This is a genomic window from Microbispora sp. H10830, assembly GCF_014161375.1.
Lineage (GTDB): Bacteria > Actinomycetota > Actinomycetes > Streptosporangiales > Streptosporangiaceae > Microbispora > Microbispora catharanthi.
The window spans coordinates 893,749-916,298 of sequence record NZ_JABBWX010000002.1 but is presented as its reverse complement, the minus strand read 5'-3'; the positions used below and the strand labels follow the sequence as shown (position 1 = coordinate 916,298).

Annotated in this window: 28 protein-coding genes; 14 read left to right on the top strand and 14 right to left on the bottom strand. The window is 70.7% G+C overall.

Annotated elements, in window-relative coordinates; translation table 11 throughout:
• A partial coding sequence (locus tag HHX35_RS09255; protein WP_220505131.1) for a hypothetical protein occupies positions 1–364 on the top strand: 364 nt, incomplete at its 5' end.
• Between the two features lie 29 nt (positions 365–393).
• Here HHX35_RS09255 and HHX35_RS09250 read toward each other — a convergent pair.
• The 4 genes from HHX35_RS09250 to HHX35_RS09235 all read right to left on the bottom strand — a co-directional run bounded on the left by HHX35_RS09250 (position 394) and on the right by HHX35_RS09235 (position 3,419).
• Positions 394–984 (bottom strand): dihydrofolate reductase family protein, encoded by a 591-nt coding sequence (locus HHX35_RS09250; protein WP_182898375.1) that lies wholly within the window; start codon positions 982–984, stop codon positions 394–396.
• Positions 985–1,057: 73 nt separating this feature from the next.
• Positions 1,058–1,843: an NAD(P)H-binding protein gene (locus tag HHX35_RS09245; RefSeq protein ID WP_182898374.1), complete on the bottom strand. Its 786-nt coding sequence runs from the start codon at positions 1,841–1,843 to the stop codon at positions 1,058–1,060.
• Positions 1,840–2,913, bottom strand: coding sequence for a patatin-like phospholipase family protein (locus HHX35_RS09240; protein ID WP_182898482.1), 1,074 nt, complete (start codon positions 2,911–2,913; stop codon positions 1,840–1,842). The genes HHX35_RS09245 and HHX35_RS09240 overlap by 4 nt, the downstream gene beginning before the upstream one ends.
• 92 nt (positions 2,914–3,005) lie before the next feature.
• Complete coding sequence (locus tag HHX35_RS09235; RefSeq protein ID WP_259404847.1) at positions 3,006–3,419, bottom strand: VOC family protein; 414 nt, start codon at positions 3,417–3,419, stop codon at positions 3,006–3,008.
• 195 nt (positions 3,420–3,614) lie between these two features.
• Between HHX35_RS09235 and HHX35_RS09230 the strand changes: the two genes are divergently transcribed.
• Entirely contained in the window at positions 3,615–4,259 is a 645-nt protein-coding gene (locus HHX35_RS09230) for a hypothetical protein (protein WP_182898373.1), read from the top strand.
• A 57-nt stretch (positions 4,260–4,316) separates the two neighbouring features.
• On the opposite strand, the gene HHX35_RS09225 is transcribed toward HHX35_RS09230, so the two are convergent.
• Positions 4,317–4,922 carry a hypothetical protein gene (locus HHX35_RS09225; protein WP_182898372.1) on the bottom strand — a complete coding sequence of 202 codons (606 nt, stop codon included), beginning with the start codon at positions 4,920–4,922 and terminating at the stop codon, positions 4,317–4,319.
• Between the two features lie 139 nt (positions 4,923–5,061).
• Positions 5,062–5,487, bottom strand: a complete 426-nt coding sequence (locus HHX35_RS09220; protein ID WP_220505129.1) for an ABC transporter permease — start codon at positions 5,485–5,487, stop codon at positions 5,062–5,064.
• Positions 5,488–5,581: 94 nt separating this feature from the next.
• Between HHX35_RS09220 and HHX35_RS09215 the strand changes: the two genes are divergently transcribed.
• Positions 5,582–6,424, top strand: a complete 843-nt coding sequence (locus HHX35_RS09215) for a hypothetical protein (RefSeq protein WP_182898371.1) — start codon at positions 5,582–5,584, stop codon at positions 6,422–6,424.
• 183 nt (positions 6,425–6,607) lie between these two features.
• On the opposite strand, the gene HHX35_RS09210 is transcribed toward HHX35_RS09215, so the two are convergent.
• From HHX35_RS09210 to HHX35_RS09185, 6 genes are all read right to left on the bottom strand, one after another.
• The gene (locus HHX35_RS09210) at positions 6,608–8,899 is read right to left on the bottom strand and encodes a DUF222 domain-containing protein (RefSeq protein ID WP_182898370.1); all 2,292 of its coding nucleotides are present in this window, start codon (positions 8,897–8,899) and stop codon (positions 6,608–6,610) included.
• A gap of 95 nt (positions 8,900–8,994) precedes the next feature.
• On the bottom strand, positions 8,995–9,675 hold the full coding sequence (locus tag HHX35_RS09205) for a hypothetical protein (RefSeq protein WP_182898369.1): 681 nt from the start codon (positions 9,673–9,675) through the stop codon (positions 8,995–8,997).
• A 71-nt stretch (positions 9,676–9,746) separates the two neighbouring features.
• Positions 9,747–10,961 (bottom strand): AI-2E family transporter, encoded by a 1,215-nt coding sequence (locus HHX35_RS09200; protein ID WP_310738982.1) that lies wholly within the window; start codon positions 10,959–10,961, stop codon positions 9,747–9,749.
• An 81-nt stretch (positions 10,962–11,042) separates the two neighbouring features.
• Positions 11,043–11,924 (bottom strand): YihY/virulence factor BrkB family protein, encoded by an 882-nt coding sequence (locus HHX35_RS09195; RefSeq protein WP_182898368.1) that lies wholly within the window; start codon positions 11,922–11,924, stop codon positions 11,043–11,045.
• Positions 11,921–13,222 (bottom strand): acyltransferase, encoded by a 1,302-nt coding sequence (locus HHX35_RS09190; RefSeq protein ID WP_182898367.1) that lies wholly within the window; start codon positions 13,220–13,222, stop codon positions 11,921–11,923. The genes HHX35_RS09195 and HHX35_RS09190 overlap by 4 nt, the downstream gene beginning before the upstream one ends.
• Entirely contained in the window at positions 13,223–13,654 is a 432-nt protein-coding gene (locus tag HHX35_RS09185; protein WP_182898366.1) for a CBS domain-containing protein, read from the bottom strand.
• Between the two features lie 100 nt (positions 13,655–13,754).
• Between HHX35_RS09185 and fbp the strand changes: the two genes are divergently transcribed.
• Both fbp and HHX35_RS09175 read left to right on the top strand, forming a co-directional pair.
• Positions 13,755–14,876 (top strand): fructose-1,6-bisphosphate aldolase/phosphatase, encoded by a 1,122-nt coding sequence (gene fbp / locus HHX35_RS09180; protein WP_182898365.1) that lies wholly within the window; start codon positions 13,755–13,757, stop codon positions 14,874–14,876.
• Between the two features lie 2 nt (positions 14,877–14,878).
• Positions 14,879–15,091: a DUF1918 domain-containing protein gene (locus HHX35_RS09175; RefSeq protein WP_139579966.1), complete on the top strand. Its 213-nt coding sequence runs from the start codon at positions 14,879–14,881 to the stop codon at positions 15,089–15,091.
• On the opposite strand, the gene HHX35_RS09170 is transcribed toward HHX35_RS09175, so the two are convergent.
• Together HHX35_RS09170 and HHX35_RS09165 are read right to left on the bottom strand one after the other, a co-directional pair.
• The gene (locus HHX35_RS09170) at positions 15,061–15,513 is read right to left on the bottom strand and encodes a DUF2267 domain-containing protein (protein ID WP_182898364.1); all 453 of its coding nucleotides are present in this window, start codon (positions 15,511–15,513) and stop codon (positions 15,061–15,063) included. The two genes, HHX35_RS09175 and HHX35_RS09170, sit on opposite strands and share 31 nt — an antisense overlap.
• A gap of 76 nt (positions 15,514–15,589) precedes the next feature.
• Positions 15,590–16,258 carry a phosphoribosyltransferase family protein gene (locus tag HHX35_RS09165; protein WP_310738981.1) on the bottom strand — a complete coding sequence of 223 codons (669 nt, stop codon included), beginning with the start codon at positions 16,256–16,258 and terminating at the stop codon, positions 15,590–15,592.
• A gap of 57 nt (positions 16,259–16,315) precedes the next feature.
• Here HHX35_RS09165 and HHX35_RS09160 point away from each other — a divergent pair, with 57 nt between their 5' ends.
• The 9 genes from HHX35_RS09160 (at position 16,316) to HHX35_RS09120 (ending at position 22,548) form a co-directional block, all read left to right on the top strand.
• Entirely contained in the window at positions 16,316–16,537 is a 222-nt protein-coding gene (locus HHX35_RS09160) for a hypothetical protein (RefSeq protein ID WP_139579963.1), read from the top strand.
• 9 nt (positions 16,538–16,546) lie between these two features.
• A complete protein-coding gene (locus HHX35_RS09155) occupies positions 16,547–17,581 on the top strand; it encodes a LacI family DNA-binding transcriptional regulator (RefSeq protein ID WP_182898362.1) in 1,035 nt (344 codons plus the stop codon).
• Between the two features lie 67 nt (positions 17,582–17,648).
• The gene (locus HHX35_RS09150) at positions 17,649–18,815 is read left to right on the top strand and encodes a histidine kinase (RefSeq protein ID WP_182898361.1); all 1,167 of its coding nucleotides are present in this window, start codon (positions 17,649–17,651) and stop codon (positions 18,813–18,815) included.
• Positions 18,812–19,462, top strand: coding sequence for a response regulator transcription factor (locus HHX35_RS09145; protein ID WP_182898360.1), 651 nt, complete (start codon positions 18,812–18,814; stop codon positions 19,460–19,462). The genes HHX35_RS09150 and HHX35_RS09145 overlap by 4 nt, the downstream gene beginning before the upstream one ends.
• A gap of 76 nt (positions 19,463–19,538) precedes the next feature.
• Positions 19,539–19,811, top strand: coding sequence for a GlsB/YeaQ/YmgE family stress response membrane protein (locus tag HHX35_RS09140; RefSeq protein ID WP_139579959.1), 273 nt, complete (start codon positions 19,539–19,541; stop codon positions 19,809–19,811).
• Positions 19,812–20,032: 221 nt separating this feature from the next.
• Positions 20,033–20,617, top strand: a complete 585-nt coding sequence (locus HHX35_RS09135) for an SIS domain-containing protein (protein ID WP_310738980.1) — start codon at positions 20,033–20,035, stop codon at positions 20,615–20,617.
• Positions 20,614–20,823: a HypC/HybG/HupF family hydrogenase formation chaperone gene (locus tag HHX35_RS09130; RefSeq protein WP_182898358.1), complete on the top strand. Its 210-nt coding sequence runs from the start codon at positions 20,614–20,616 to the stop codon at positions 20,821–20,823. Before HHX35_RS09135 ends, HHX35_RS09130 begins: the two co-directional genes overlap by 4 nt.
• A complete protein-coding gene (locus tag HHX35_RS09125; protein WP_310738979.1) occupies positions 20,820–21,509 on the top strand; it encodes an SIS domain-containing protein in 690 nt (229 codons plus the stop codon). The genes HHX35_RS09130 and HHX35_RS09125 overlap by 4 nt, the downstream gene beginning before the upstream one ends.
• On the top strand, positions 21,496–22,548 hold the full coding sequence (locus HHX35_RS09120; protein ID WP_182898357.1) for a hydrogenase expression protein HypE: 1,053 nt from the start codon (positions 21,496–21,498) through the stop codon (positions 22,546–22,548). The genes HHX35_RS09125 and HHX35_RS09120 overlap by 14 nt, the downstream gene beginning before the upstream one ends.
• The last annotated feature ends 2 nt before the right edge of the window (positions 22,549–22,550 follow it).

The following is a 22,550-nucleotide window of genomic DNA, read 5'->3' as shown; positions in this document are numbered from 1 at the left end:
CGACTCATCGGCCTGGATCGGGATCCGGCGCGACAACGGCCAGACCCGTCTGGTCGCGACCAACAACCTGACCATGAACAGCAGCTGGCAGACCACGTCCACCGGCACCGAGGCCGCCAGCACACCCATCTCCGGCGGGCGGATCTGGCTGCGGGTCAACGCCGACATCCGCCCGGGCACCGGCCGGCAGGCGAAATTCTCCTACAGCACCGACGGAGTGAACTTCACTTCCTTCGGACCGGCCTTCACCATGGGCAACGCCTGGCAGTTCTTCATGGGCTACCGCTTCGCCATCTTCAACTACGCCACCCAGTCCCTGGGCGGCGCGGTCACCGTCAACCGCTTCGACCTCACCACCCCCTGAGACGGAAGAACCAAGAAGAAAGATCCTCGCTACTCGACGGCCCGGCGGTAGGTGCACACCTGCACGCCGGTGCCGCCGGTGGCTGCAGAGACGAGTTCGAGCCTGTGCCGCAGGCCGTCGCCCGGGAAGATCGTCTTCCCGCCGCCGAGGATCACCGGCATGACGATCAGCCGGAGCTCGTCGACCAGGTCCTCGTGCAGGAGGGTGCGCACGAGGCTCGGGCTCCCCATGACGACCAGGTCGCCGTCGCCCGCATCCCGCAGTTCGCGGAGGCGGGCGACGGCCGCGTCTCCGGGGATTCGCGTGGTGTTCCAGGTCAGCTCGTCGTCGCTCAGCGTCTCGGACACCACGTATTTCGGCATCGCGTTCATCCGGTCGGCGAACGGGTCACCGGCCCGCGCGGGCCACGCGGCGGCCATGTTCTGCCAGGTGCGACGGCCGTAGAGCAGTCCCTCCGCCTTGCTCACCGTGTCGTTGAAGGCGCCGCCGACGGTCTCCGGGTCGAAGAACGGGTGCGTCCAGCCGCCGTGCGCGAAGCCGCCGTCGGTGTCCTCCTCGGGACCACCCGGCGCCTGCACGACGCCGTCCAGGCTCATGAACTCGATGACCACGATGCGCATGGCGCTCTCCTCTGTGTCTGCCGGTCTGTGTCCGCCGGCTCCGTCGTGGTCCCCACGGTAGCCACCGACAAATTTAATTGTCAAGACAGTTGGAGTGTTCGGACACAGCTCGCAGAACGCGTGAGACGACGGCCTCGGCGGGCCGGCCGAGCACCCGTTCGAGGTCGTCGGTCCGCTGCTCCAGCATCCCCGCGCGGATCTGCGCGTTGATCCAGCTCATCGGGCCCGGCCCGGCGTCGGGTACCTCGCGGTAGGGCACGCCGAGCGCCTCGGCCACCTCCGGATAGCTCCAGAGGGGCCCGGTGAAGTCGTACGCCCGGCCCAGATGCCCCTCACCGGTCAGCACGTTGGCCGCCGCCTCGGCGAGATCCGACCGGAACGCCGTGTTCAGGCCGCGCCCGCCGGTGCTGCTGGTGATCTCACCCTCGACGGCCCGCGGGACGAACGCGTCGCTGTAGAAGGGGTGGCGCAGGAACGTGTACGGCAGGCCGCTGCGGATTATGGCCTGCTCGGTGGCGTGATAGGCCTCTGTCATGCCGGTCGCGCCGGTGCCGGCCCCCAGGAAGCTGGTGAAGGCGACCGCGCCGACGCCGGCCTCCTTGGCGGCGGTCACCGCGTTCAGGTGCTGCCCGATCCTGCGGGCGGTGTCGAGCTCCGGAGAGGAGATCAGGAGGAGGCGGGTGGCCCCGTCGAACGCCTCGCGCAGGCTCGCCGGGTCGTCGTAGTCACCGCGGCGTGCCGGCACGCCCTGGGGCGCGCGGCCGGGATCGCGCACCGCGGCCACCACCTCCGTACGGGTGCGTAAGTGCTCGATGACGAGGCGGCCGAGCGCGCCGGAGGCGGCCGAGATAACGATCATCGGCCAAGTAGACTCCCGGCCGTCTCGACCCTGCCACCGGTTTTCGCGGGGGGACGGTAACGGGCGCGGTAGTCGTCCCAGTCCCAGGTGGACAGGAAGGCCGCCGCGGCCGTCCGGCCATTGAGGTAGAGGTGGAGCTTCTGCCGCTCGTCGAGGTCGAAGTCGACCACCCACACGCCCTCGGTGTCGACCTGGATGGTGCGGGCCCTGACCCAGGGTTGGTCGAGGTAGGTCTGGTCGTGGCCGACGATCGCGGTCCCGACCAGGGACGTCAGCAGCCGCAGGGCGGGCAGGTGGGGAGCCCCGACGAGCGGCAGCCTGAGCGTGTCCTCCCGGAACGCGGGGAGCAGCTTGACCCCGAACGTGGGCCAGCGCGGCTGCCGCCCGTCCGGCCGGTCGAGCGTGTCGATGGGGAAGTTGGACAGCACGCCGCCGTCCACCAGGGTCGACACCAGCCCGGTGCCGGGATTGGCGATCGTGACGGGCTCGAAGAAGAAGGGGATCGACATCGAGGCGCGGACCGCGTCGGCCACCCGCTGCCTGCCCGGCTCCGCCACGCCGTAGACGCTCCGGTAGTCCCACGGCAGGCGCACCAGCCGGCCCAGGGTGACGTCCGTGGCCGTCACCACCAGGCTGTAGCGCTGGTCCTCGCCCATCCAGGGCGCCGGGTCGTCGAGGGCCAGGTCGTCGAACGTCTCGACACCCAGGTCGGCCAGTTCGTTCCCCAGCCACTCCCGCAGGTAGTCGCCCTCGAACACACCCCGTTCGAACAGCAGGGACAGCAGCGAGAACCCCCTGCCGAGCAGCGGGACGCGCTCCACGGCGGACGCGTCCCTGAACCTGCGGTAGTCGACGCCGAACAGGAGGTCGCGCATGCGCTCCGGCGGCATCCCGGCCGCGGCCAGCGCTCCCACGACCGCCCCCGCGGAGGTCCCGGCGACCCGGGTGCCGGCGGCCCGCCCGAACCGGTATCCGGCGGCGTGCAGTTCGTGCAGCGCGCCGACCAGGCCCACGCCCTTGACGCCGCCGCCCTCCAGCACCAGGTCGGCCCGCCTGTCCATCCCGGCCATCGGCACCAGCCCTTCTTGTCCGACCGTCCTCACCCGGATCTACCGCGTTCGGACGGCCCGGGCCCCGGCGCCGCGCCATCACGACCGAACCCTCATTCCCCCTTGTCCTGCTCCCTGTCTTGGGGATACCAGCGCAGTTCGATGACGTTGCCGTCGGGGTCCTTCAGGTAGACCGAGGTGGCGACGCCGCGCGCCCCGAACCGGGGGCCGGGTCCGTCGATGACGGTGAGGGCGCCGGAGTCGATGATTTCCTGCCAGTCCAGCGGCTCGACGACCAGGCAGAAGTGGTCGACGTTCGGCTCGCCGCGGTCGCCGCGCAGCAGGTCGATGATCGTGTCCGGCGACACCCGCACCGAGGGGAACGGCGCCTTTCCGGCCCGCCACTCGTCGACCCGCACCGGCTCGAGGCCGAGGACGTCGCAGTAGAACGCCAGCGACCGCTCGACGTCCTCCACGGTCAGCACCAGATGATCGAAACCCTTGACGCGCATGTTCGTTGTGCTCATGGATCCAACGATGCTCGTCGCGGCGGCCGGCACCAAGCCCCGATCGGCATCCGCATGCTCGACGTGTGGCCGGTGCCCCAAGGACCGGCGGGCGGCACGTTCTGCACGTGACTGATTCGGCATGGGCTCTTCTGTAACAGGTTGCGGTTGCGGTAGAAGATCACTCGTACCATTTCTCCTCTTCTCGAGGTACATGTGAGAAAGATCCTGCGAGTGGCCGCGGCCCAGATGTTCGCCGCCGCCTTCGTCCTCGCCGCCCTGTCCGCTCCCGCGAACGCCGACACGACCGAGAGCGACGCCGAGATCGCCGCCGAGTGGCAGACCGTCTGGGACACCTACCACTTCACCGACACCACCCCGCCCGCACCCGACTCGGGCCGCAGCCGGGTCACGAACAGCATCTCCGTCGACATCGACTCGCCGATGCCGTCGACCTTCTACAAGTACTCCGACTTCAACAACCACATCGGCAGGAACCCGTTCCTGAAGCGGGTCGTCACGCACAAGGAGTGGCTGGCGGCCCCCACGCTCTATCGCAACCTCACGGCGATCGAGGAGATCCCGTACGAGGGCACGATCGTGGTCAGCAAGACCCACGCGCAGCAGCGACTCCACGCGGACGGGTTCTACTACGAGACCGACAGCTGGTCGCAGCCCAACGTGGTCACGCACCAGAAGATCGACTTCACGGCGCTGCCCGGTGGGAAGACCCGGGTCACGGAGAACCTCACCTTCGAGGCGGACTCCTCGCTGATCGACTTCGTCGCCGCGAACGGCACCGCCTCGCACCAGCAGTTGCAGACGGCCCTCAAGCAGGCGATCGAGAGCGGCGAGCTCTGATCCACGGGCATCACTGAAAGGACGGGCGTCTTCCGTGCGGGAGACGCCCGTCTCCTGTCAGTGCCCGATGCCGCCGCCTCTGCTCTCGGCGGCCCGCAGGGTCTGGTTGATCGAGCAGTTCTTGATCCCGCCCCTGCAGTTGCCGCTGAGGGAGTCGGTGAAGACGCTGACGCTCGACACCTGCTGGACGCCGGCGAAGTCGACGGCGCTGTTGCCCGCGGGGGCGTTCACGTTGCGCTTGCCCGTGTTGAGCTGAAAGGGCGGACTGCTGATCGTCGGCGCGTTGGCGGTGTTCATGCCGGCCGTGTGCTGCGTGCCGCCCCCGCCGCCGTGACCGAAACCACCACCGAGGCCGCCCCCGAAACCGGCGAGGCGTGCGCCGATGTGGGCGCCGTGACCGTGGCCCTTGCCCTTCTTCTCCTTGCCCTTTTTGCCCTTTTTGTCCTGGCCGCCCTGACCACCCTGACCGCCCTGACCACCGTGGCCGCCCTGACCAGCCTTACCACCATGGCCGTGCGGGCCGTGACCGGCGGCAGGGACCGGCGCCGCCAGTGCCCGCGGCGCCGCCGCGACGCTCGGCATCACGATGAGGAGCGCGGCGACCGCCAGACGCCGGGCGGACATCGCCACGGCGCGGGACCTTTCTGCCCTGTTGTCGCCCATCCGATCCACACCTGCCTTTGCTCTGGTACACAAGCGACGCATCCGGCTCATACCCCTCGCTTCGCCTCTCTTCTCCCGTGGTGCGATGTGCTGTGCGGATGCTGATCCCTTCTTTGCGCTGAGCCGTTCCGCCGCGGAGTCAGGACGTGGCGATGGCGGTGAGCACGTCGAACCTGGCCGCGCGGCGAGCCGGCAGCAGCCCGGCCAGCAGGCCGGCGACGGCGGCCACGGCGACGACGAGCAGGAGCGGACCGACCGGCAGCGTGAGCGTGGCCTCGGTGGTGCGGCCCAGCGCGGTGATCGTGCCCGCGGCGAAGGCGGCGCCCAGACCGAGCCCGGCGACGATCGCCAGTGCCGCGACGAGGACCATCTCACCACGGATCATCCAGCGCATCTGGGCGCCGGTCATGCCGACCGCCCGCAGCAGCCCGAGTTCCCGCGTCCGCTCGATGATGGACAGGGCGAGTGTGTTGGTGATGCCCATCAACGCGATCAGGACGGTGAGCATCAGCAGTGCGGTCACGTCGGCCCAGTTCCGCGACGCCCGGGGCCGGGTCCTCACCACGACGTTCACCCTGGAGGCCCGTTAGGAAACGCGCACGAAACGTGCACAGAACGACTCGCAGGCTCTGCACGTCCGTACGGCACCATGCTCGGACGTGCAGAGCATGCATGTGCGCCGACTGCTCCTGGTCATCCTCCTGGTCATCACGGCCGGCCCAATGACGACCGGGTCCACCGCCACCCTGCCGCCCGGAAGGTCCGTCGCAGCGATCGCGACGCTGGTCGGCGACTATCTGGCCACGCACCCCACCGTGAAGCGCGTGCTGCGCTCCAGTGGGATCAGCGTCACGCTCATCTCGTGCGGTGCCGAGACCGGCTCGCCGACCGACCTGTCGGCGGACTTCGGACACGGCTTCAGCGGCCGTCTCATCAGGACGCGGAACGCCACCTACTTCCAGATGCCGATCGGTTCCGAGGTCGCTCCCGGGAAGTACTTCGACAAGGTCACCGACTATTACGAGCCGTACAACCTGCTCGGCATCGGGACACTCGCCATGATGGCCACCAATCTGATCGACGGCCACCGCGCACACGCGCTCCTGATCGATACGGGCCGCCTCACGGCTGCGAGCATCGAGGGCGGCATCAGCCCCCACACGATTCACTACACCGTCCATATCGACGTGCGCCGAGCTGTCGAACGCCTGAATCTCCCGGCCTACATCGCCTACACCAACCCAATGCCGCTCGACCAGCGGACCGAGGAGGAGTACGCCAAGGTGCGGGCAGGCGACCCGGCCGCACAGGCACGGCTCCGTACCCGCATCGCCGGCGATCTCGGTCCCTCCGCCGACTACGAGCTGTGGGTGGACCTGAGCGGGCGTCCGGTCCGTTACGTCCTGTCCGCCAAGACAAGGACCGAGATGATCTTCTCGGACTGGGGAACCTGCATGGTCAACGCACCCCCATCGAAGCAGGTCCGGGAGCTGAAGGGCTGACCCCGGACTGTCCGGTGCCGCCGACATCGCTGCCAGGCGACACCGCTGTTAGGCGACACGAACGCCACCGCCGCGCGGAGCACCCAGCGTCCACGGCACCCGGCCCGGCGCCCTGGCCCCGGTGCCCTGGCCCCGGTGCCCCGGTGCCCCGGTCTGCGCGTGTCCGTGCCGCCACCCGGCTCGCTAAATTCGTAGCCGCTTGATTTGGGTCGGCTGGTAGGTGAAGGCCCAGCGGTCGGTGCCGGCTTTGCGGCGGGTGTAGCGGTCGGGGTGCTGGTAGCGGTCGCGGTTGTGGAACTGGCAGGCGGGGCCGAGCATCTTCAGGTCGGTGAGCCCGCCGGTGCTCCAGTTGTCGGCGTGGTCGATCTGGCACAGGGTGGCGGGGAGTGGGCAGCCGTCGATCCAGCAGGTGGCGTAGCGGGCGAACACGGCCCTGCGTTGGGCGGGGGTGGCCAGGCGGACCTTGCGGCCCATGTCCAGCACCTGCCCCTCGGCGTCCATGACCAGGCGGACCAGGCTGCTGGTGCGGGCAAGGCGGTGCACGCTGGAGACCGGCAGCATCTGCCCGGTCGCCAGCAACACCCCCGGCACCGTCCCCAGCACCGCCCCCGGTGACACTCCCGGTGACGCTTCCTGCGCCGTCCCTGCTGACGACCGTCCACGGCGCATGTCGCCGTGGCCTTCGGGCGTGCTCTGCCCATGCCGGCAGTCCCCCGCAGGCCGATGCCCCGCGTGGGCGTGATGCGCAGCGGCGTCCCCGGGAGGAGGATCCGGCAATCGCGCTGTGTACGTAGGCGCTGCGTGCGGACGCGTGCTACCGCCGCAGGTAGGCCATGCTGCTGCGCGCCTGGGGTCTGCTTCAGCTTGGGCCGCACCACGGTCGCGGCCTCCATCCTTCGCGGGTGCGGTGTCGTCGGCCAAGGCAGAGGCCATGCTCGCGTCACCATCGCCCTCGGCAGGTGCGGCGCTCGCGGTGTCGTGCCCGCCGGCCCGCTGCTCACGAACCCCGCGCCCACCGGTCCCACGCTCATCGGCCCCGTGCTCATCGGCCCCGTGCTCATCGGCCCCATGCTCATCGGCCCCATGCTCATCGGCCCCATGCTCATCGGCCCCGTGCTCACAGGTCTCGTGCTCATCGGCTCCGGGGTCGCGAGACTCCTCATCGCGAAGTCCGGCGGTGGCACGGTCGGCGCTCTCGACAACGGCGTCCGCGGCTACATCGGCGCCGCCATCTGTCTTCGAACCGGCAGCTGCCCCGGCCTCGCCCGGGTCGGCGTCGCTGGCGCTGGTGGCGCTGGTGGCGCTGGTGCCCTGGCGGTCCCGGCCGTCCTCGTCGGCCTCCTCGGCCTCGGCGCCCTCGGCGCCCTCCGTGTCCTCGGCACGCTCGGCATGGGCATCCTGGGCGTCTTCGGCGTCGGCGGGGTGGTCGGTGCCGGGGGTAGCGGGTTGGGGGTCGGCGGGTTGGGGGTCCGTGGGGAGGGATTCGGCGGTGACCAGGACCAGGAGCTCGGCGGCGATCTTCTGCTCCAGCAACGCGATGAACGCATCCGCCTGCCGGACCCGCAACGGCCGATCATCTCCCTCAGCCCGAGGCTTGGCGTAGGCGTCCAACAGGGCCCGCAGCCGGGCGGCCGCCTCGCGCGGCAGGTAGAACTCCCCCTCCACGCCCCCGCCTTTGGTGGGGCGGACCCTCAGGAACCGCCGCCCATAGTCCGCCTGCTCATCCCGGTCCTCCCCGTCGGGGTCCAGCACCGCGCGCAGATAGCGCCCGGCTTTGGCCACCTCCGCCGCGCCCGCCTTAGCCGCCAGCTCCAGCAGGATCGGCTCGGCCAGGCAGGTGTGCTCATCGCTCAACTGGGCGGTGGCCATGCAGATCGCCTCCACCACCCCCGCCGCCAACCCACCCGCGGCGAACTTCTCCCGCACCCGAGGCAGACGCGCCAACTCCACCGCCAGCGTGAGCAGACGGCCGGCACCGGACACGCTCATCCCCCCAGCGGTGCGCAACCAACTGCGGGTCGAGGCATGCCCATGCCGCCTGGCCTGCCCCGCACCATGCACCCGCCCCACCCGATCAGCAAGAGCACACGTGATCCGATCCCGCGCGAACAGCAACTCCTCAGCCTCAGCAAGACAGACATCCACATCGTCCGGCACCGCCGCCAACGCCAACGCCTGCGCCGACTCACGCAGCAAACCCACCAACACCCACGACGACCGGCCCCGGCGATCACCCGCCCCAGCGGCATCAGCACCCGGGCTGTCAGTGCCCCCGGTGCCGGGAGCGCCGTCGCTGGTGTCTTGGCTCGTGTCCTGTCGCGGCTCGGGGTCAGCGATCGGAAAGTGCTCGCGGGCGAGCGATCCTTCGGACGACCACAGAGGGGAATCGGCGGTCAACCGGTCCCACCAGTCGCCAGAGCTACCAGAGCTATTCGAACGACGAAGGTGCTCGGGATCGAGGTCGAACAGATCCATCACACCTCCTCGAAAGATTCGAAATTATGTTTTAATTTTCCCCCGCCAACCTCACTCTGAGCAACCGTGGACCACGATTTGTTGGAGCTACAGGCTTACGGGGCAGCGAAGAGGAGATCGAGCAGGGTGTGGAACACCGAGGAGAGCCCGACCACGACGAGAACGGGGATCGCCAGGCTGAGACAGAGAGCCAGCACGCAGCCACTCCCTGCGCCCATCGGGTTGGGAACCGGATCCTGCGGCTCCAGCCCACGCCACAGCGATCGGGGTTCGAGGAGAAGGAACAGCATCGCGCCCACCTCGCCCACGGTGAACAGCCAGAACCAGGCCCATCTGTTTCCCAGCCTGGGCCGGCCCGTACCGATCATGATGAAGAGCGCGGCGATCCAGGCCCCGCCGACGAGCCAGGTCGCGCCGGGGAACGGCACGCGGAACGGCCAACCCGAGAAGAGCCCTTGGCGCGAGTGAGCGAGCGTGGCCTCCGGGCGGGGAACGGTGGCGTTCAGGTCGCGCAGGAGTTTACGGGGGGTGTAGGCCCCGTTCGCGTAGCGGTCGGCGTGATACCAGAACAGAGGGCCCGTCGACCACCGCAGATCCACCGGGGTGCCGTAGTAGATGACGTACGTGACCTGCCCGGTCCGGAGCGCGGTGTGAAAGTCGGCCAGGGTGCGCTCGCGCGGGGTCATGCTGAGCACGCTCACCAGAGCGCCCCACAGCAGCACGACCAGCAACGCCACGCGCACCCATAGCCCCGCGATTCGGTACGGAAGTCGCATGACGCGAGCTTCCCTCAGCGGGCGCGCGACGGCATCCCTCTTTCAAAGACGGCTACAGCTTTCAAAGACGGCTACAGCCGGTCCTGGCGGGGCAGCACCACCTCGCGGGCCAGGAGGAGCAGGGCCGCCGCCAGCGGGATGCCGAGCAGGGCCCCGACGATGCCGAGCAGCGCCCCGCCGAGCAGGGCTCCGACGATGGTCGCCACGGGCGGCACGTCGACCGACGACTTGAACACCTTCGGGGAGATCCAGTAGTTCTCGACCTGCTGGTAGACGACGAAGAAGATCACGCAGGCGATGCCGACCTGTACCGAGGAGAGGAAGCCCACCCCCGAGGCCACGACCGCGCCGATGACCGCGCCCACGAGGGGGATCAGGTCGGTGACCGCGACGAAGATGGCCAGCGCGAGCGCGTACGGCACCTTCAGCATGGCCAGGAACAGGAAGGTCACCACGCCGGCGATCAGCGAGATGATCAGATTGCCCGCGACGTAACCGCCGATCTGGTTGATGATCTCGTCCCCGAGCAGGCGGACCCGCGTACGGCGTGAGCGGGGCACGAAGCGGTAGGCCGTCTCCTTGATGGAGTTGAGCGACCCGAGGAAGTAGAGCGTGAGCACGAGCACGGTGAAGGCGCTGAACAGCGCACTGATCACTATGCTCGCCACACCGAGGAGGCCGCCGAACATCTGGGTGGCCAGCCCGCCGCCCGCGACGTATTGCTGGATCTTGTCGAGGATCTGGTAGCGCTCGTCCACCGAGCGGATCAGCGGGTGGTTCTGGAGTTGCTGCACGTAGTCGGGCAGTTGCCGGGCGAACCCTGTGGTCTGCTCGGTGAGCGGCGGCACGACCGCGAGCCCGAAGACCACGAAGAACGCGATGGCCGATCCGAACACGATCGTGATCGCGAGGCGGCGGGACAGGTTGCGCCGCTGGAGCGCCTCGACCGCGGGGTTCAGGCCGATGGCCAGGAACAGCGAGACCACGATCAGCACGAGCGCCGAGCCGGCGCTGGCGATCGCCTGCACCAGGAGCCATGCGGTGAGCACGCCCAGGGCGCCGGTCAGGCCGAACATGAACGGGTTGCTGCGCAGCGGGCGTCCCGGGAGGCCGAACGGCCGATCGGAGGCCATCGCACCGTCGGCGCCGTGATCGACGCGATCGACGCGATCGACGCCCGGTCGGCTCACGCCGTCCGGGGACTGGTCGGGGGTCGCCGGGGAGCCGGTCGGCTCCGGCGTCGTCTCCGGCGCTGTCTCCCCCTGGCCGGGGAGCGAGGGGAACACGCTGGAGATGCCGCTTCCTGGGGATAGACCGCTGTCGGACACGCCCCCACTGCTGCCCCATCAAGGTCACTCGACACGGATTTATCCGGACAAGTCGCCCTTTTGTCCCTGGTTGGTGAGAGCCGCGTCCCCCAGATGGCGCTCGATCGCTCCGTTGACCTCGGCGCCCAGCAGCACGATCAGCGTGGAGAGATACAGCCAGAGCATGAGCACGGCCACGGCCGCGACCGCGCCGTACGTCTGGTTGAAGCGCCCGAAGCCGGTCACGAAGACCGACAGGCCCGCCGAGACCACCACCAGGGCGGGCATCGCGAGCCCCACCCCCCAGGTGACCGACCGCCACCGCGACTCCCGGCGGCTGCCGGGGACGAACCGGTAGAGCAGCGCCAGTCCCGCCCCGATGAGCAGGACGAGCGCCGCCCAACGCGCCACCGAGACGGCGGCCCGGGCCACCCGGCCGAGGCCGATGTGTCCCAGCACGACCGGGAACGCGGCGACGAGCGCCAGCAGAACCGACACTCCGGCGATCGCCACGACCGTGTAGAGCAGCGCCAGCAGACGGGTGCCGACGAGGCCGTGACTCTCCCGGCCTCCGTACACCGTGTTCAGGCCGCGCATGAGCGCCTGGACGGCCCTCGACGACGCCCACAGCAGGCCGACGAGGCTCAGCGCGAGATTGGTGCTGAGCCCTCTCTCTCCGGCGCGCACGGCGGCGCCGAGCTGGGAGACCAGCAGGCGGGCGACGGGTCCGGGCAGCGGCCGGGTCAGCGACGCCAGTTGCCCGGCCGCCTGCCGGGGGTCGGCCACCAGCCCGTAGACCGACACCACGACCAGCAGCATCGGGAAGATCGACAGCGTCCCCCAGAAGGCGATGCCGGCGGCCAGCAGGGACAGCCGCTCCCGCTTCGCCTCCTCTCGCACCCGCCCGGCGATCCTCCTCCAGTCCTCCACCGGCACTCTCATGGCCGGTGCGACGATCGGGCGGCCCGCAGCAGCGCGGCGCCCAAGAGATAGACCGGGAGCATCGGCGCGGGCAGGCCCGCCGAGCCGGTGAGCGCCGCGCCGAGCAGGCCCGCGACGACCAGGCCGGTCCCCGCCAGGGTCACGGCCACCGTCCCTGCCCCCGTCTTCCCGGCGCCCGGTGCCGGGCAGGGGCCCCCACGCCGCTCTACGAAGGCGAACAGAGCGACGAGGACCGCGAGGGTCGCCGTCAGGAACGCGAGCCAGGGCACGCGCAGGAGCAGCCATGCGGCCGACCCGGGAGGCGGCTGCGGCAGCAGGCCGGTGATGTAGAGGGCGGGCACCGCGATCACGACCGCGGTCATGTGCCAGAGGAACACCGTCATGATCACGGAGTTGGCCGCGACGACGGCCGTCCACGGGCGCGTACGGCGCAGCATGCGGCCACCGCGATCGTGCAGGAGCAGGGCGATCCCCGTCTGCGCGACCGCCAGGGCGAGCAGCGCGAGCGTCGGCGGCGAGGTGTTCTGCAGGCGGTCGCCGGGATCGGTCACCATGCTCACCGGGTATGGCCCCGGGACGGTCAGCAGCACGAGTGCCGCCAGGCCGCCCGCGATCATGGGCACGGCCACGCGGGGACGGGCGGACAGGGCCCCCTCCCGCCAGGCGATGCCGAGCTGGTAGACCGCCGCCCAGGCCAGCAGGTAGTTGGCCGCGCCGAGCACGGCCGGGCCGCCGAGCAGCCGCGCCGCGTCGCCGAACGCCACCAGCACCGCGAACGCGGCGGGCACCGCGAGGCCCGCCCTGCGATGCAGCGCGAGCAGGATCGGGGTGAGCAGGACGACCGTGACGTACGCGATGAGGAACCACAACGGCAGGCAGGCGAGCCAGACTCCCATGCCCACGGTGGCGGGGTCGGTCCCCAGGAGGAGCGCGAGCAGGGCCGCGCCGCCCAGGGTGAGCAGGAACGCCGTCGTCGGGCGGATCAGGCGGTCGGTGCGGCACAGGAACCAGCCGATCGCGTCGCCGCCCCGCCGCCGGTAGGAGCCGAGCGAGGCGGCTCCCGCGAAGCCGCCCACCAGGAAGAAGACCGGCATGACCTGGAACAGCCAGGTGAGCGGCCTGGCCCAGGAGACGAACGCGAGGACCGTGTCGCCTCCGACCCGCTCGCCGTACGTCACCACGACGGCCAGCCAGTGCCCGAGGACAACCAGCGCGATGGCGACGGCGCGCAGCAGGTCGATGTGACGGTCGCGGCCGGGCGGCGTGCGCTCCGCCGCACGCCGCAGCGGTGTGAACATCTAGTCGCTCTGATGCTGCGGCTCGCTGATCTCCTTGACCACCGGCGTGAGCAGGTCGGCGGTGAGCTGGTGCATCTGGAGGAGCAGGTCGTCGATCGTCAGCATGCCGACCACGCCTCCCTCTGCGGCCACCGGGAGCCTGCGGAAGGAGTGACGGCGGAACGTGTCGAAGGCCACCTCGACCTCGTCCTCCGCCTGCACCACCACCGGGTGCTCCGACATCACCTGCCCGACCGGCGTGTCCCCGTCCCTGTCCTGGGCGAGCACCCGTACGGCGAGGTCACGGTCGGTCACCAGGCCGGCGATGCCCCGCCCCTCCGACACCACGACGCAGCCGACGCCCGAGTAGTCCATGTGCCGCGCGACGTCCCGCACCGGCGTGATCGGCGGGACCACGACCACCGGCGTGGACATGACATCTTTGATCTTCATGGCCGGCTCTCCCCCTCGTACGGAAGTCCGCCCCGCTTGTGACCTAATGCCCTATTTATCCCTCCAAGTCCGAATAAACGTGGAGATGGAGGTGATCCCCATGATCACGCTGAGCATCATCAAGGCCGACACAGGGGGGTTCGTCGGCCACACCGCCGTGCATCCCCGGCTGATGGCCGAGGCGAGGCGGGAGATCGAGCGGGCGAAGTCCTCCGGGCTCCTCATCGACGGCCACGCGGACAGCTGCGGTGACGACATCTCGCTCATCATGACCCACACCTACGGCCAGGAGGCGGGGCTGATCCACTCCTTCGCCTGGGACACCTTCCAGGCGACCACCCACCTCGCCAAGGAACTCGGCCTGTACGGCGCCGGCCAGGACCTGCTGTCGGACGCCTTCTCGGGCAACCTGCGCGGCATGGGCCCGGGCTACGCGGAGCTGGAGTTCGAGGAGCGGCCGTCGGAGCCGGTGCTGTGCTTCCTGGCCGACAAGACCGAGCCGGGCGCGTGGAACCTCCCGCTGTACAAGATGTTCGCCGACCCGTCCAACACCGCCGGGCTGGTGATCGACGAGAAGATGCACGCCGGGTTCGCGTTCGAGGTGTACGACCTGTACGAGGAGCGGCGCATCGTCTTCGACTGCCCGTCGGACCTGTACGACATGCTGATGTACATCGGCGCCCCGGCGCGCTACGTGATTCACAGTGTCCGCTCCAAGACGCTGGGCATGACCGCGGCGGCGACCAGCACCCAGCGGCTGTCGCTGATCGCCGGCAAGTACGTCGGCAAGGACGATCCCGTCATGATCGTGCGCTGCCAATCGGGCCTGCCGGCCGTGGGCGAGGCGCTGGAGCCGTTCGCCTTCGCCTACTCGGTGGCCGGGTGCATGCGCGGCTCGCACCACGCGCCGCTGATGCCGGTGGCCACCGGACAGGCGCACCCGTCGCGGTTCGACGGCCCGCCGCGGGTGGTCGCGCTCGGCTTCCAGATCAAGGACGGCCGGCTGATCGGCCCGCGCGACATGTTCGACGACCCGGCGTTCGACGGAGCCCGGCGGCAGGCCGTCGAGGTGATGGACTACCTGCGCCGCCACGGCCCGTTCGAGCCGCACCGGCTGCCGCTCGAGGACCTGGAGTACACCACCATGACCTCCATCACCAAGCGCCTGGCACACCGCTGGACGCCGATCACGACCGAGGTCGCGACCCCGGTCGGGTCGTGACCATGAAAGCGTCGGTCGGCGACCGCCTGATCGTCGAGAGCATCCATCGGGGCAGGGCGGGCCGCATCGGGATCGTGATGGCGCTCTACCACACCGACGGCTCGCCCCCCTACCTCGTGCGATGGCTCGACGAGGAGCGGGAGACGCTGTGCTTCTATCCCGGGCCCGACGCCCGGATCGAGCACTACTGGGAGCGGGTGCCGGAGAGCCCCTGACCACCCAGCAGGTCACGCACCTCGCGCGGTAGCTGGCCGAGCGCGTGGTCGACCACCCCCGGCGTCAGCTCCTCGTACATCACCGCGGTCACCGCCCTGGCGAGCTTGGGCACGTCGGCGTTGGCGATGCGGCCGGTGGCGGCGAAATGGGCCGCGAACTCCTCGCGGTCCCGGCGGATCGGCACCGCCGTGGGATCCCAGCCGTTGTAGTAGATCCCGCGCAGCAGGTCGGGCAGTTGCGCGGCGAGGTGCGCCGCGGCGGGCACCGTGAGGCCGTCGCGCACGGCGTGCAGCCAGGTCCGCAGCACGCGGTGGGCGAACTCCCTGTCCTCGGTGCCGATGGCCCCCGCGAGGGCGGCCAGCCACCGGTTGGTCGTCTGGACCGTGTGGTCAAGGCTGTGCACGTGATGGGTGGTGGACATGACGTCCTCCTCCGCTGACAGTCACTCCATCCCACGCTGCGCACCCGGCCACGTCTTCTACCAGGGCCGATGGTCCCTATTCTGCGGCAAGCCGCAAACACTCGACCACGTCCTCGTCGCTCGTCTGGGTGAAGTCGTCGTACCACGCGCCGATCGCGTAGAAGTGGTCGGGCGTGTCCAGGCAGACGATCTCGTCGGCGTCCCTGCGCAGGCTCGCGATCGTCTCGGGGGCGCCGACCGGCACCGCGAGCACCACCCGGGAGGCCCCGTGCGCGCGGGCCACCTGGCAGGCGGCACGGGCCGTCCCGCCCGTCGCGATCCCGTCGTCCACCACGATCGCCGTGCGGCCGGCCAGGTCCACCGGCTCGCGGCCGGCCCGGAAGCGGCGGGCGCGGCGCTCCAGCTCGGCCCGCTCGCGGCGCTCCACCTCGGCCATCTCGGCGCGAGTGATGTTGGCGAGCCGTACGACGTCGGAGTTCACCACCCGCACCCCGCCCTCGCCGATGGCGCCGAAGCCCAGCTCCGGCTGGTACGGCACGCCCAGCTTGCGTACGACGATCACGTCCAAGGGGGCGCCGAGGGCCCTGGCCACCTGGAACGCCACCGGCACGCCCCCTCGGGGCAGCCCGAGAACGACCGCGTCCTCCGCGCCCTGGAGTCCGCGCAACCGCTCGCCCAGACGCAGGCCCGCGTCACGACGATCGACGAACACGGCGGTCACCCTGCCTTTCACCCTGTCTTTCACCGTCGGCCCCCTCCGCCGTCCGCGGTAGGGCCGAAGGGCCCGGGGAAGACTTGGAGCATGTCCCATCCTGAAGAGATCGACGAGCTGAGAGCCAGGCTCGACGCGACGGAACGGCAGGTGCGCACGCTCGCCGAGGCCGTCCGGGTGCTGGCGGGCGGCCTGGAGGGCGGGCCGCTGGAGGAGGCCGGGCAGGCCCGGCCCGAGCACGCCGCCCGGCTCGCCCACGAACTGCTGCTCGCGGCCGGCCTGATCCAGCCGAAAGAGAGCGAAGGCCCATAGACTGTCGCCGTGACCTCGACCGACCGGGCCCTCGACGGGGAGCTTCCGCGTCAGAGGCTGACCGTGAGCGAGATCGCCCACCTGGCGGGGGTGTCCGCGCCGACTGTGTCGCGGGTGCTCAACGGGCATGCGGGAGTCGCCCTGGCCACCCGGCAGCGGGTGGAGGCGGTGCTGCGCGAGCATGGATACCGGCGCCGCGACAGCGAGCCCGCGGCGATCATCGAGCTCGTCTTCCACGCCCTGGAGAGCCTGTGGGCACTGGAGATCATCCAGGGTGTCGAGCAGGTCGCCAGGGAGCATGAGCTGGCCGTGGTGCTCACCGAGATGCAGGGCCGGCTCACCCCGGGCAGGGCGTGGACCGAGCAGGTGCTCGCCCGCCGCCCCACCGGCGTCGTTGCGGTCTTCTCCGAGCTCACGGTGCAGCAGCAGTCGCAGCTCGCCACCCGCTCGATCCCCCTGGTCGTGCTCGACCCGACCGGCGAGCCGCTGCACGAGACCCCGTCGGTCGGCGCCACCAACTGGAGCGGCGGGATGGCCGCGACCCGCCACCTGCTCGACCTCGGCCACCGCCGCATCGCGATGCTGAGCGGGCCGACGCAGTGGCCGTGCTGCCGGGCGCGGCTCGACGGCTACCGGGCCGCGATGGACGCGGCGGGCGTGCCCGTGGACCCCGAGCTCGTGCGCGTCAGCACCCTGTACGTGGAGGGCGGCCTGCGTGACGGGGCCGAACTGCTGCGCCTGCCCGATCCCCCGACCGCCGTCTTCACCGCCAACGACCTGCAGGCGCTCGGCGTGTACGAGGCCGCCAGGCGGGCCGGGCTGCGCATCCCCGAGGACCTGAGCGTCGTCGGGTTCGACGACCTGTCCTTCACCCAGTGGGCCGGGCCGCCGATGACGACCGTACGGCAGCCGCTCGTGCAGATGGGGGCCGCCGCCGCGCGTATGGTCCTGGCCCTCGCGGACGGCGAGCCGCTCGAACAGCACCGGGTCGAGCTCGCGACCACCCTCGTCGTACGGGAGAGCACCGCACCGCCACACCAATAGCCGGCACAGCGATAACAGTACTTTTGGCCGGTTCTGCCCGGGCGACCGATCTCGTAGCCTCGCTGCTGTGCGTATAGGGGGATGGGCGGCCGACGTCGGACTCGGCGCCGTTTTCGCCGCGGTGCTGGCCTTCTGGGCTTCCCGGATCGCCGACAGCTGGGGCGGCGGCTATTGGCGGTTCGACTGCGCCGCGGGCGCGGTGGTGTGCGTGATCGCCCTGGCGCGCCGGTTCGACCCGGCGCGGGCGGCCGCGGCCGGTCTGGCCGTCGCGGCGACCGCCGTCCTGGCCGCCAGGTTCGTCGAGCTGCCCAGCGAGCCCGGTCCCGGGATGGCCCTCGGCCTGGCGGTGCTGGTCGGCACGGCGGTCAGGGCACTGCCGGTCCGCACGGCCTGCGGCGTGGCGGCCGGCGGGCTGGCCGTGGCCGCCGGCAGCCTGCTGACGGCGCACACGCTCGCCGCCGGAGTGCCCTCGGTCACCCTGATGAACGTCCTGGCCTGGGCCGTCGCCGTCGTGGCCGGGCTGTGCCCGCGGCTGCTCGACGCCCGCAGGCGGGCCGTCGCCGACAGGGTGCGCCGCGCGGAACGGCTGAGGCTCGCCCGCGAGCTGCACGACGTCGTCGCTCATCACGTCACCGGCATCGTGGTGCAGGCCCAGGCCGCCCGCCTGGTCGCGCGGAAGAGCCCCGAGAAGGCGGGCGACGCCCTGGCCGAGATCGAGGCCGCCGGGTCCGGCGCGCTGGCCGCGATGCGCCGCGTCGTCGGCCTGCTGCGCGACCCGGACGAGCCCGCCGCCCCCGCGCCCGGCGCGGTGACGGGGCTCGGCGGGCTCGGCGAGCTGGTCGGGCGCTTCGAGGCGGGCGGCCGTGCGGTGCGCCTGCGGCTGCCGGGCGAGGAGGAGACGGCGACGTGGCCGTCCGAGGTGGCCGGCACGGTCTACCGGATCGTGCAGGAGTCGCTGACCAACGTCTCCCGCCATGCCCCGCACGCCCGCTCGGTCACGGTCAGCGTGGAGCGGGACCGTGAGACGCTCACCGTCGAGGTCGCCGACGACTCGCCGCGGGGCCCCTCGCGGCACCACCAGCGCGGCGGGTACGGCCTGATCGGGATGCGCGAGCGGGTCGAGGCACTCGGCGGCACGCTGCGCGCCGGGCCGAGTCCGGGGGCCGGCTGGTCGGTGCTCGCCACCCTGCCCGTGCCCCGGTCACAGGCGCTGCCGGAGCGGGCACGCCGATGACGATCAGGGTGTTGGTGGCCGACGACCAGGCGATGGTCCGCGGCGGCCTGCGGCTGATCCTGGAGGACCAGCCCGACATCGAGGTGGTCGCCGAGGCGGCCGACGGCGCCGAGGCCGTGGAGGCGGCCCGGCGGCTGCGGCCCGACGTGTGCCTGGTGGACGTGCGCATGCCCCGGCTCGACGGCATCGAGGTCACCCGCGCCCTGGCCGGGCCCGGCGTCCCCGACCCGCTGCGGGTGGTCGTGGTCACCACGTTCGACCTGGACGAGTACGTCTACGGCGCGTTGCGGGCGGGTGCGACCGGCTTCGTACTCAAGGACTGCGGCCCCGCCCTGCTCGTGGAGGCCGTGCGGGCCGCCCACCAGGGTGACGCCCTGGTCTCCCCGTCGGTCACCCTGCGGCTGCTGCGCCACCTGACGGCTCAGCTGCCCGCCTCCGGCGGGGCGGACCATCCGCTCTCCAACCGGGAGCTGGAGGTCGTCCGGGCCGTCGCCCGGGGCCGTACGAACCAGGAGATCGCGGCCGAGCTGTTCATCTCGCTGAGCACGGTCAAGAGCCACGTGGCCGGCATCCAGGCCAAGCTCGGCCTGCGCAACCGGGTCGAGGTCGCGGCCTGGGCCTGGGAGAACCGCATCGCACAGCCCTGATCGTCCCGTTTTATCGCGTTTTGTCCGGTTTTGCCTGGGCAGAAGGCAGGCAGCCGAACACAAGGAGGGTGGCAGTATGGCCGTCAGCGGCATCATCTCCGCCATAATCATCGGACTCATCATCGGCGCTCTCGGCCGGCTGGTCGTTCCCGGGCGCCAGGCCATCCCTATCTGGCTGACCGTGGTCATCGGTATCATCGCGGCCCTCATCGGCTCGGCGATCGCCCGGGGCCTGGGAGTCGCCACCACTCCCGGGATCGACTGGATCGAACTGATCATCCAGGTGGCCCTCGCCGCCGTCGGCGTCACGGCCGCGGTGGCGTTGTACCGCCGCAGAAGCGTCGGGTAGGTCCTCGCTCCGCCGATGGCCCCGGCTCTCGGACCGGGGCCATCGGCGTGCCCGGACTGTAGTGGTCTTTGCGAAATCACCGACATCTATTGATTCCCCCCGTCACGGCTCGGCGTACGGTCGTTAACCAGGGGCTTTCCTGAGGGAAGCAGCGGTCCGCGGGAACGATCCGGGGGAAGTGGTCCGCGATGGACCAGGCGGTCCTTGCACGTGTTCCGGAGGTGTTCGCTCGTCGTGTGGGGCCGGCGCTCGGCCTTGCCGACGAGGCCGACGTGGTGGCCAGGGCCTGCCACGCGATGGCGACGCGCTTCCACGGCGGCGGCAGGCTCATCGTCTTCGGCAACGGTGAGGCCGCCACCGACGCCCAGCACATCTCGGTGGAGTTCGTCCATCCGGTGATCGTGGGCAAACGGGCGCTGCCGTCGTTCTCGCTCACGAGCGACGTGGCGACGATCACGGGGGTGGCCGCGACCGCGGGCCTGGAGGAGGTCTTCGCCCACCAGCTTCGCCGTCTCGCCGCGCCGCAGGACATCGCGCTGGGCGTCTCTTCCGACGGCGGCTGCGGGAACGTGCTCAGAGGCCTGGAGACGGCGCACCGGCTCGGCCTGCTCACGCTGGCGCTGACCGGCGGCGACGACGGCGGCCCGATCGGCCGCAGCCCGGCCGTCGACCACGTCCTGATCGCCCGCTCCGCCGATCCCCGCGTGGTCAAGGAAGTGCACGTCACCACCTACCACATCCTCTGGGAGCTGGTGCACGTGTTCTTCGAGCAGCCCGGCGTGCTGGATCCACGGGTCATCCCATGAACTGCCACGACGAGACATGCGTCACCTGCTCGGACGAGGCCGTCGCGGTGACCGTCGTACGGCTCCTGGAGCGGGACCTCGCCCTCGTCGACACCGCCCGGGGCCGGGAGGTGGTCAGCGTCGCCCTGGTGGAGGCCGCGCCCGGCGACACCATCCTGGTCCACGCCAAGGAGGCCATCGCGGTCATGAGGGAGATGAGGCAGTGAGCGACATCGAGGCGCTGTACCCCTTCCTCTACTCGGGGTCCACGGACCTCGACGCGGTGATGACCTCCGTACGCGAGTCGACGGTGGAGAAGGTCGACGAGATCGTCACCCTGCGCCGGACGGTGCTGGAGCGCGACGGGGAGCGGATCGCCGCCTGTGCCGAGGCGATGGCGGCGGCGTTCGCGGCGGGAGCCCGGCTGTTCGCCTTCGGCAACGGGGGCAGCTCGACCGACGCCCAGGACGTGGCCACGCTCTTCATGAACCCCGGCTTCATGAACACCGGCGGGACCGCGCGGCCCCTCCCCGCGTTCGCCCTCACGGCCGACATCGCGGTCGTGACGGCGCTGGCCAACGACATCGGCTTCGAGGTGGTCTTCGCCCGGCAGCTCGCCGCGTCCGCCTTCGCGGGAGACATCGCACTGGGCCTGTCCACCAGCGGTAACTCGCGCAACCTCATCGCCGCGTTCGAGGAGGCCGACAGGCGCGGCATGCTCACGGTCGGGCTGGCCGGCTACAGCGGTGGCCAGATGGCCGAGCTCGGCACCATCGACCACCTGTTCGTGGTGCCCTCGGCCTCGGTCCACCGCATCCAGGAGGCCCAGACCACCGTCTACCACGCGCTCTGGGAGCTCACCCAACAGGCCTTGACCCGCATGGAAGCTGGTGACAGCGATGACGGCGCCTGACGGACAGAAGGAGCCCGTCGTCCACATCCTGTGGATAAACGCCGGGCTGAGCTGCGACGGCGACTCGGTCGCGCTCACGGCCGCGACCCAGCCGAGCATCGAGGAGATCGTGCTCGGTGCGCTGCCCGGCCTGCCCGAGATCGCGGTCCACTGGCCGCTGATCGACTTCGAATGCGGGCCGATGCAGGGCGCCGACACCTTCATCGAGTGGTACTTCAAGGCCGACCGGGGTGAGCTCGACCCGTTCGTGCTGGTCATCGAGGGATCGATCCCCAACGAGTCGATCAAGCGCGAGGGCTACTGGTGCGGGTTCGGCAACAACCCCGACACCGGCCAGCCGATGACCACCAGCGAGTGGCTCGACCGTCTCGCGCCCAAGGCGACCGCCGTGCTCGCCGCCGGCACCTGCGCGACGTACGGCGGCATCCACGCGATGGCGGGCAACCCGACCGGGGCGATGGGCGTGGCCGACTACCTGGGCTGGGACTGGCGGTCGAAGGCAGGGCTGCCCATCGTCAACGTGCCCGGCTGCCCGATCCACCCGGACAACCTGTCGGAGACGATCCTCTACCTGCTCTACCAGCTCGCCGGGCAGGCGCCGATGATCCCGCTGGATCACATGCTGCGCCCCACGTGGCTGTTCGGCCAGACCGTGCACGAGGGCTGCGACCGGGCGGGCTACTACGAGCAGGGCCAGTTCGCCACCGAGTACGGCTCGCCGAAGTGCCTGGTGAAGATCGGCTGCTGGGGGCCGGTCGTGAAGTGCAACGTGCCCAAGCGCGGCTGGATCAACGGCATCGGCGGCTGCCCCAACGTGGGCGGCATCTGCATCGCCTGCACGATGCCCGGCTTCCCCGACAAGTTCATGCCGTTCATGGACGAGCCGCCCGGCGCCCGCGTCTCCTCGACCGCGAGCGCGGCGTACGGCACGGTGATCCGGACGCTGCGCAGCATCACGTTCAAGACGGTCGACAAAGAGCCGAAGTGGCACAAGAAGGGCCGCGAGCTGCTCACCGGTTACAAGGCCCCCTGGAGTTAGCG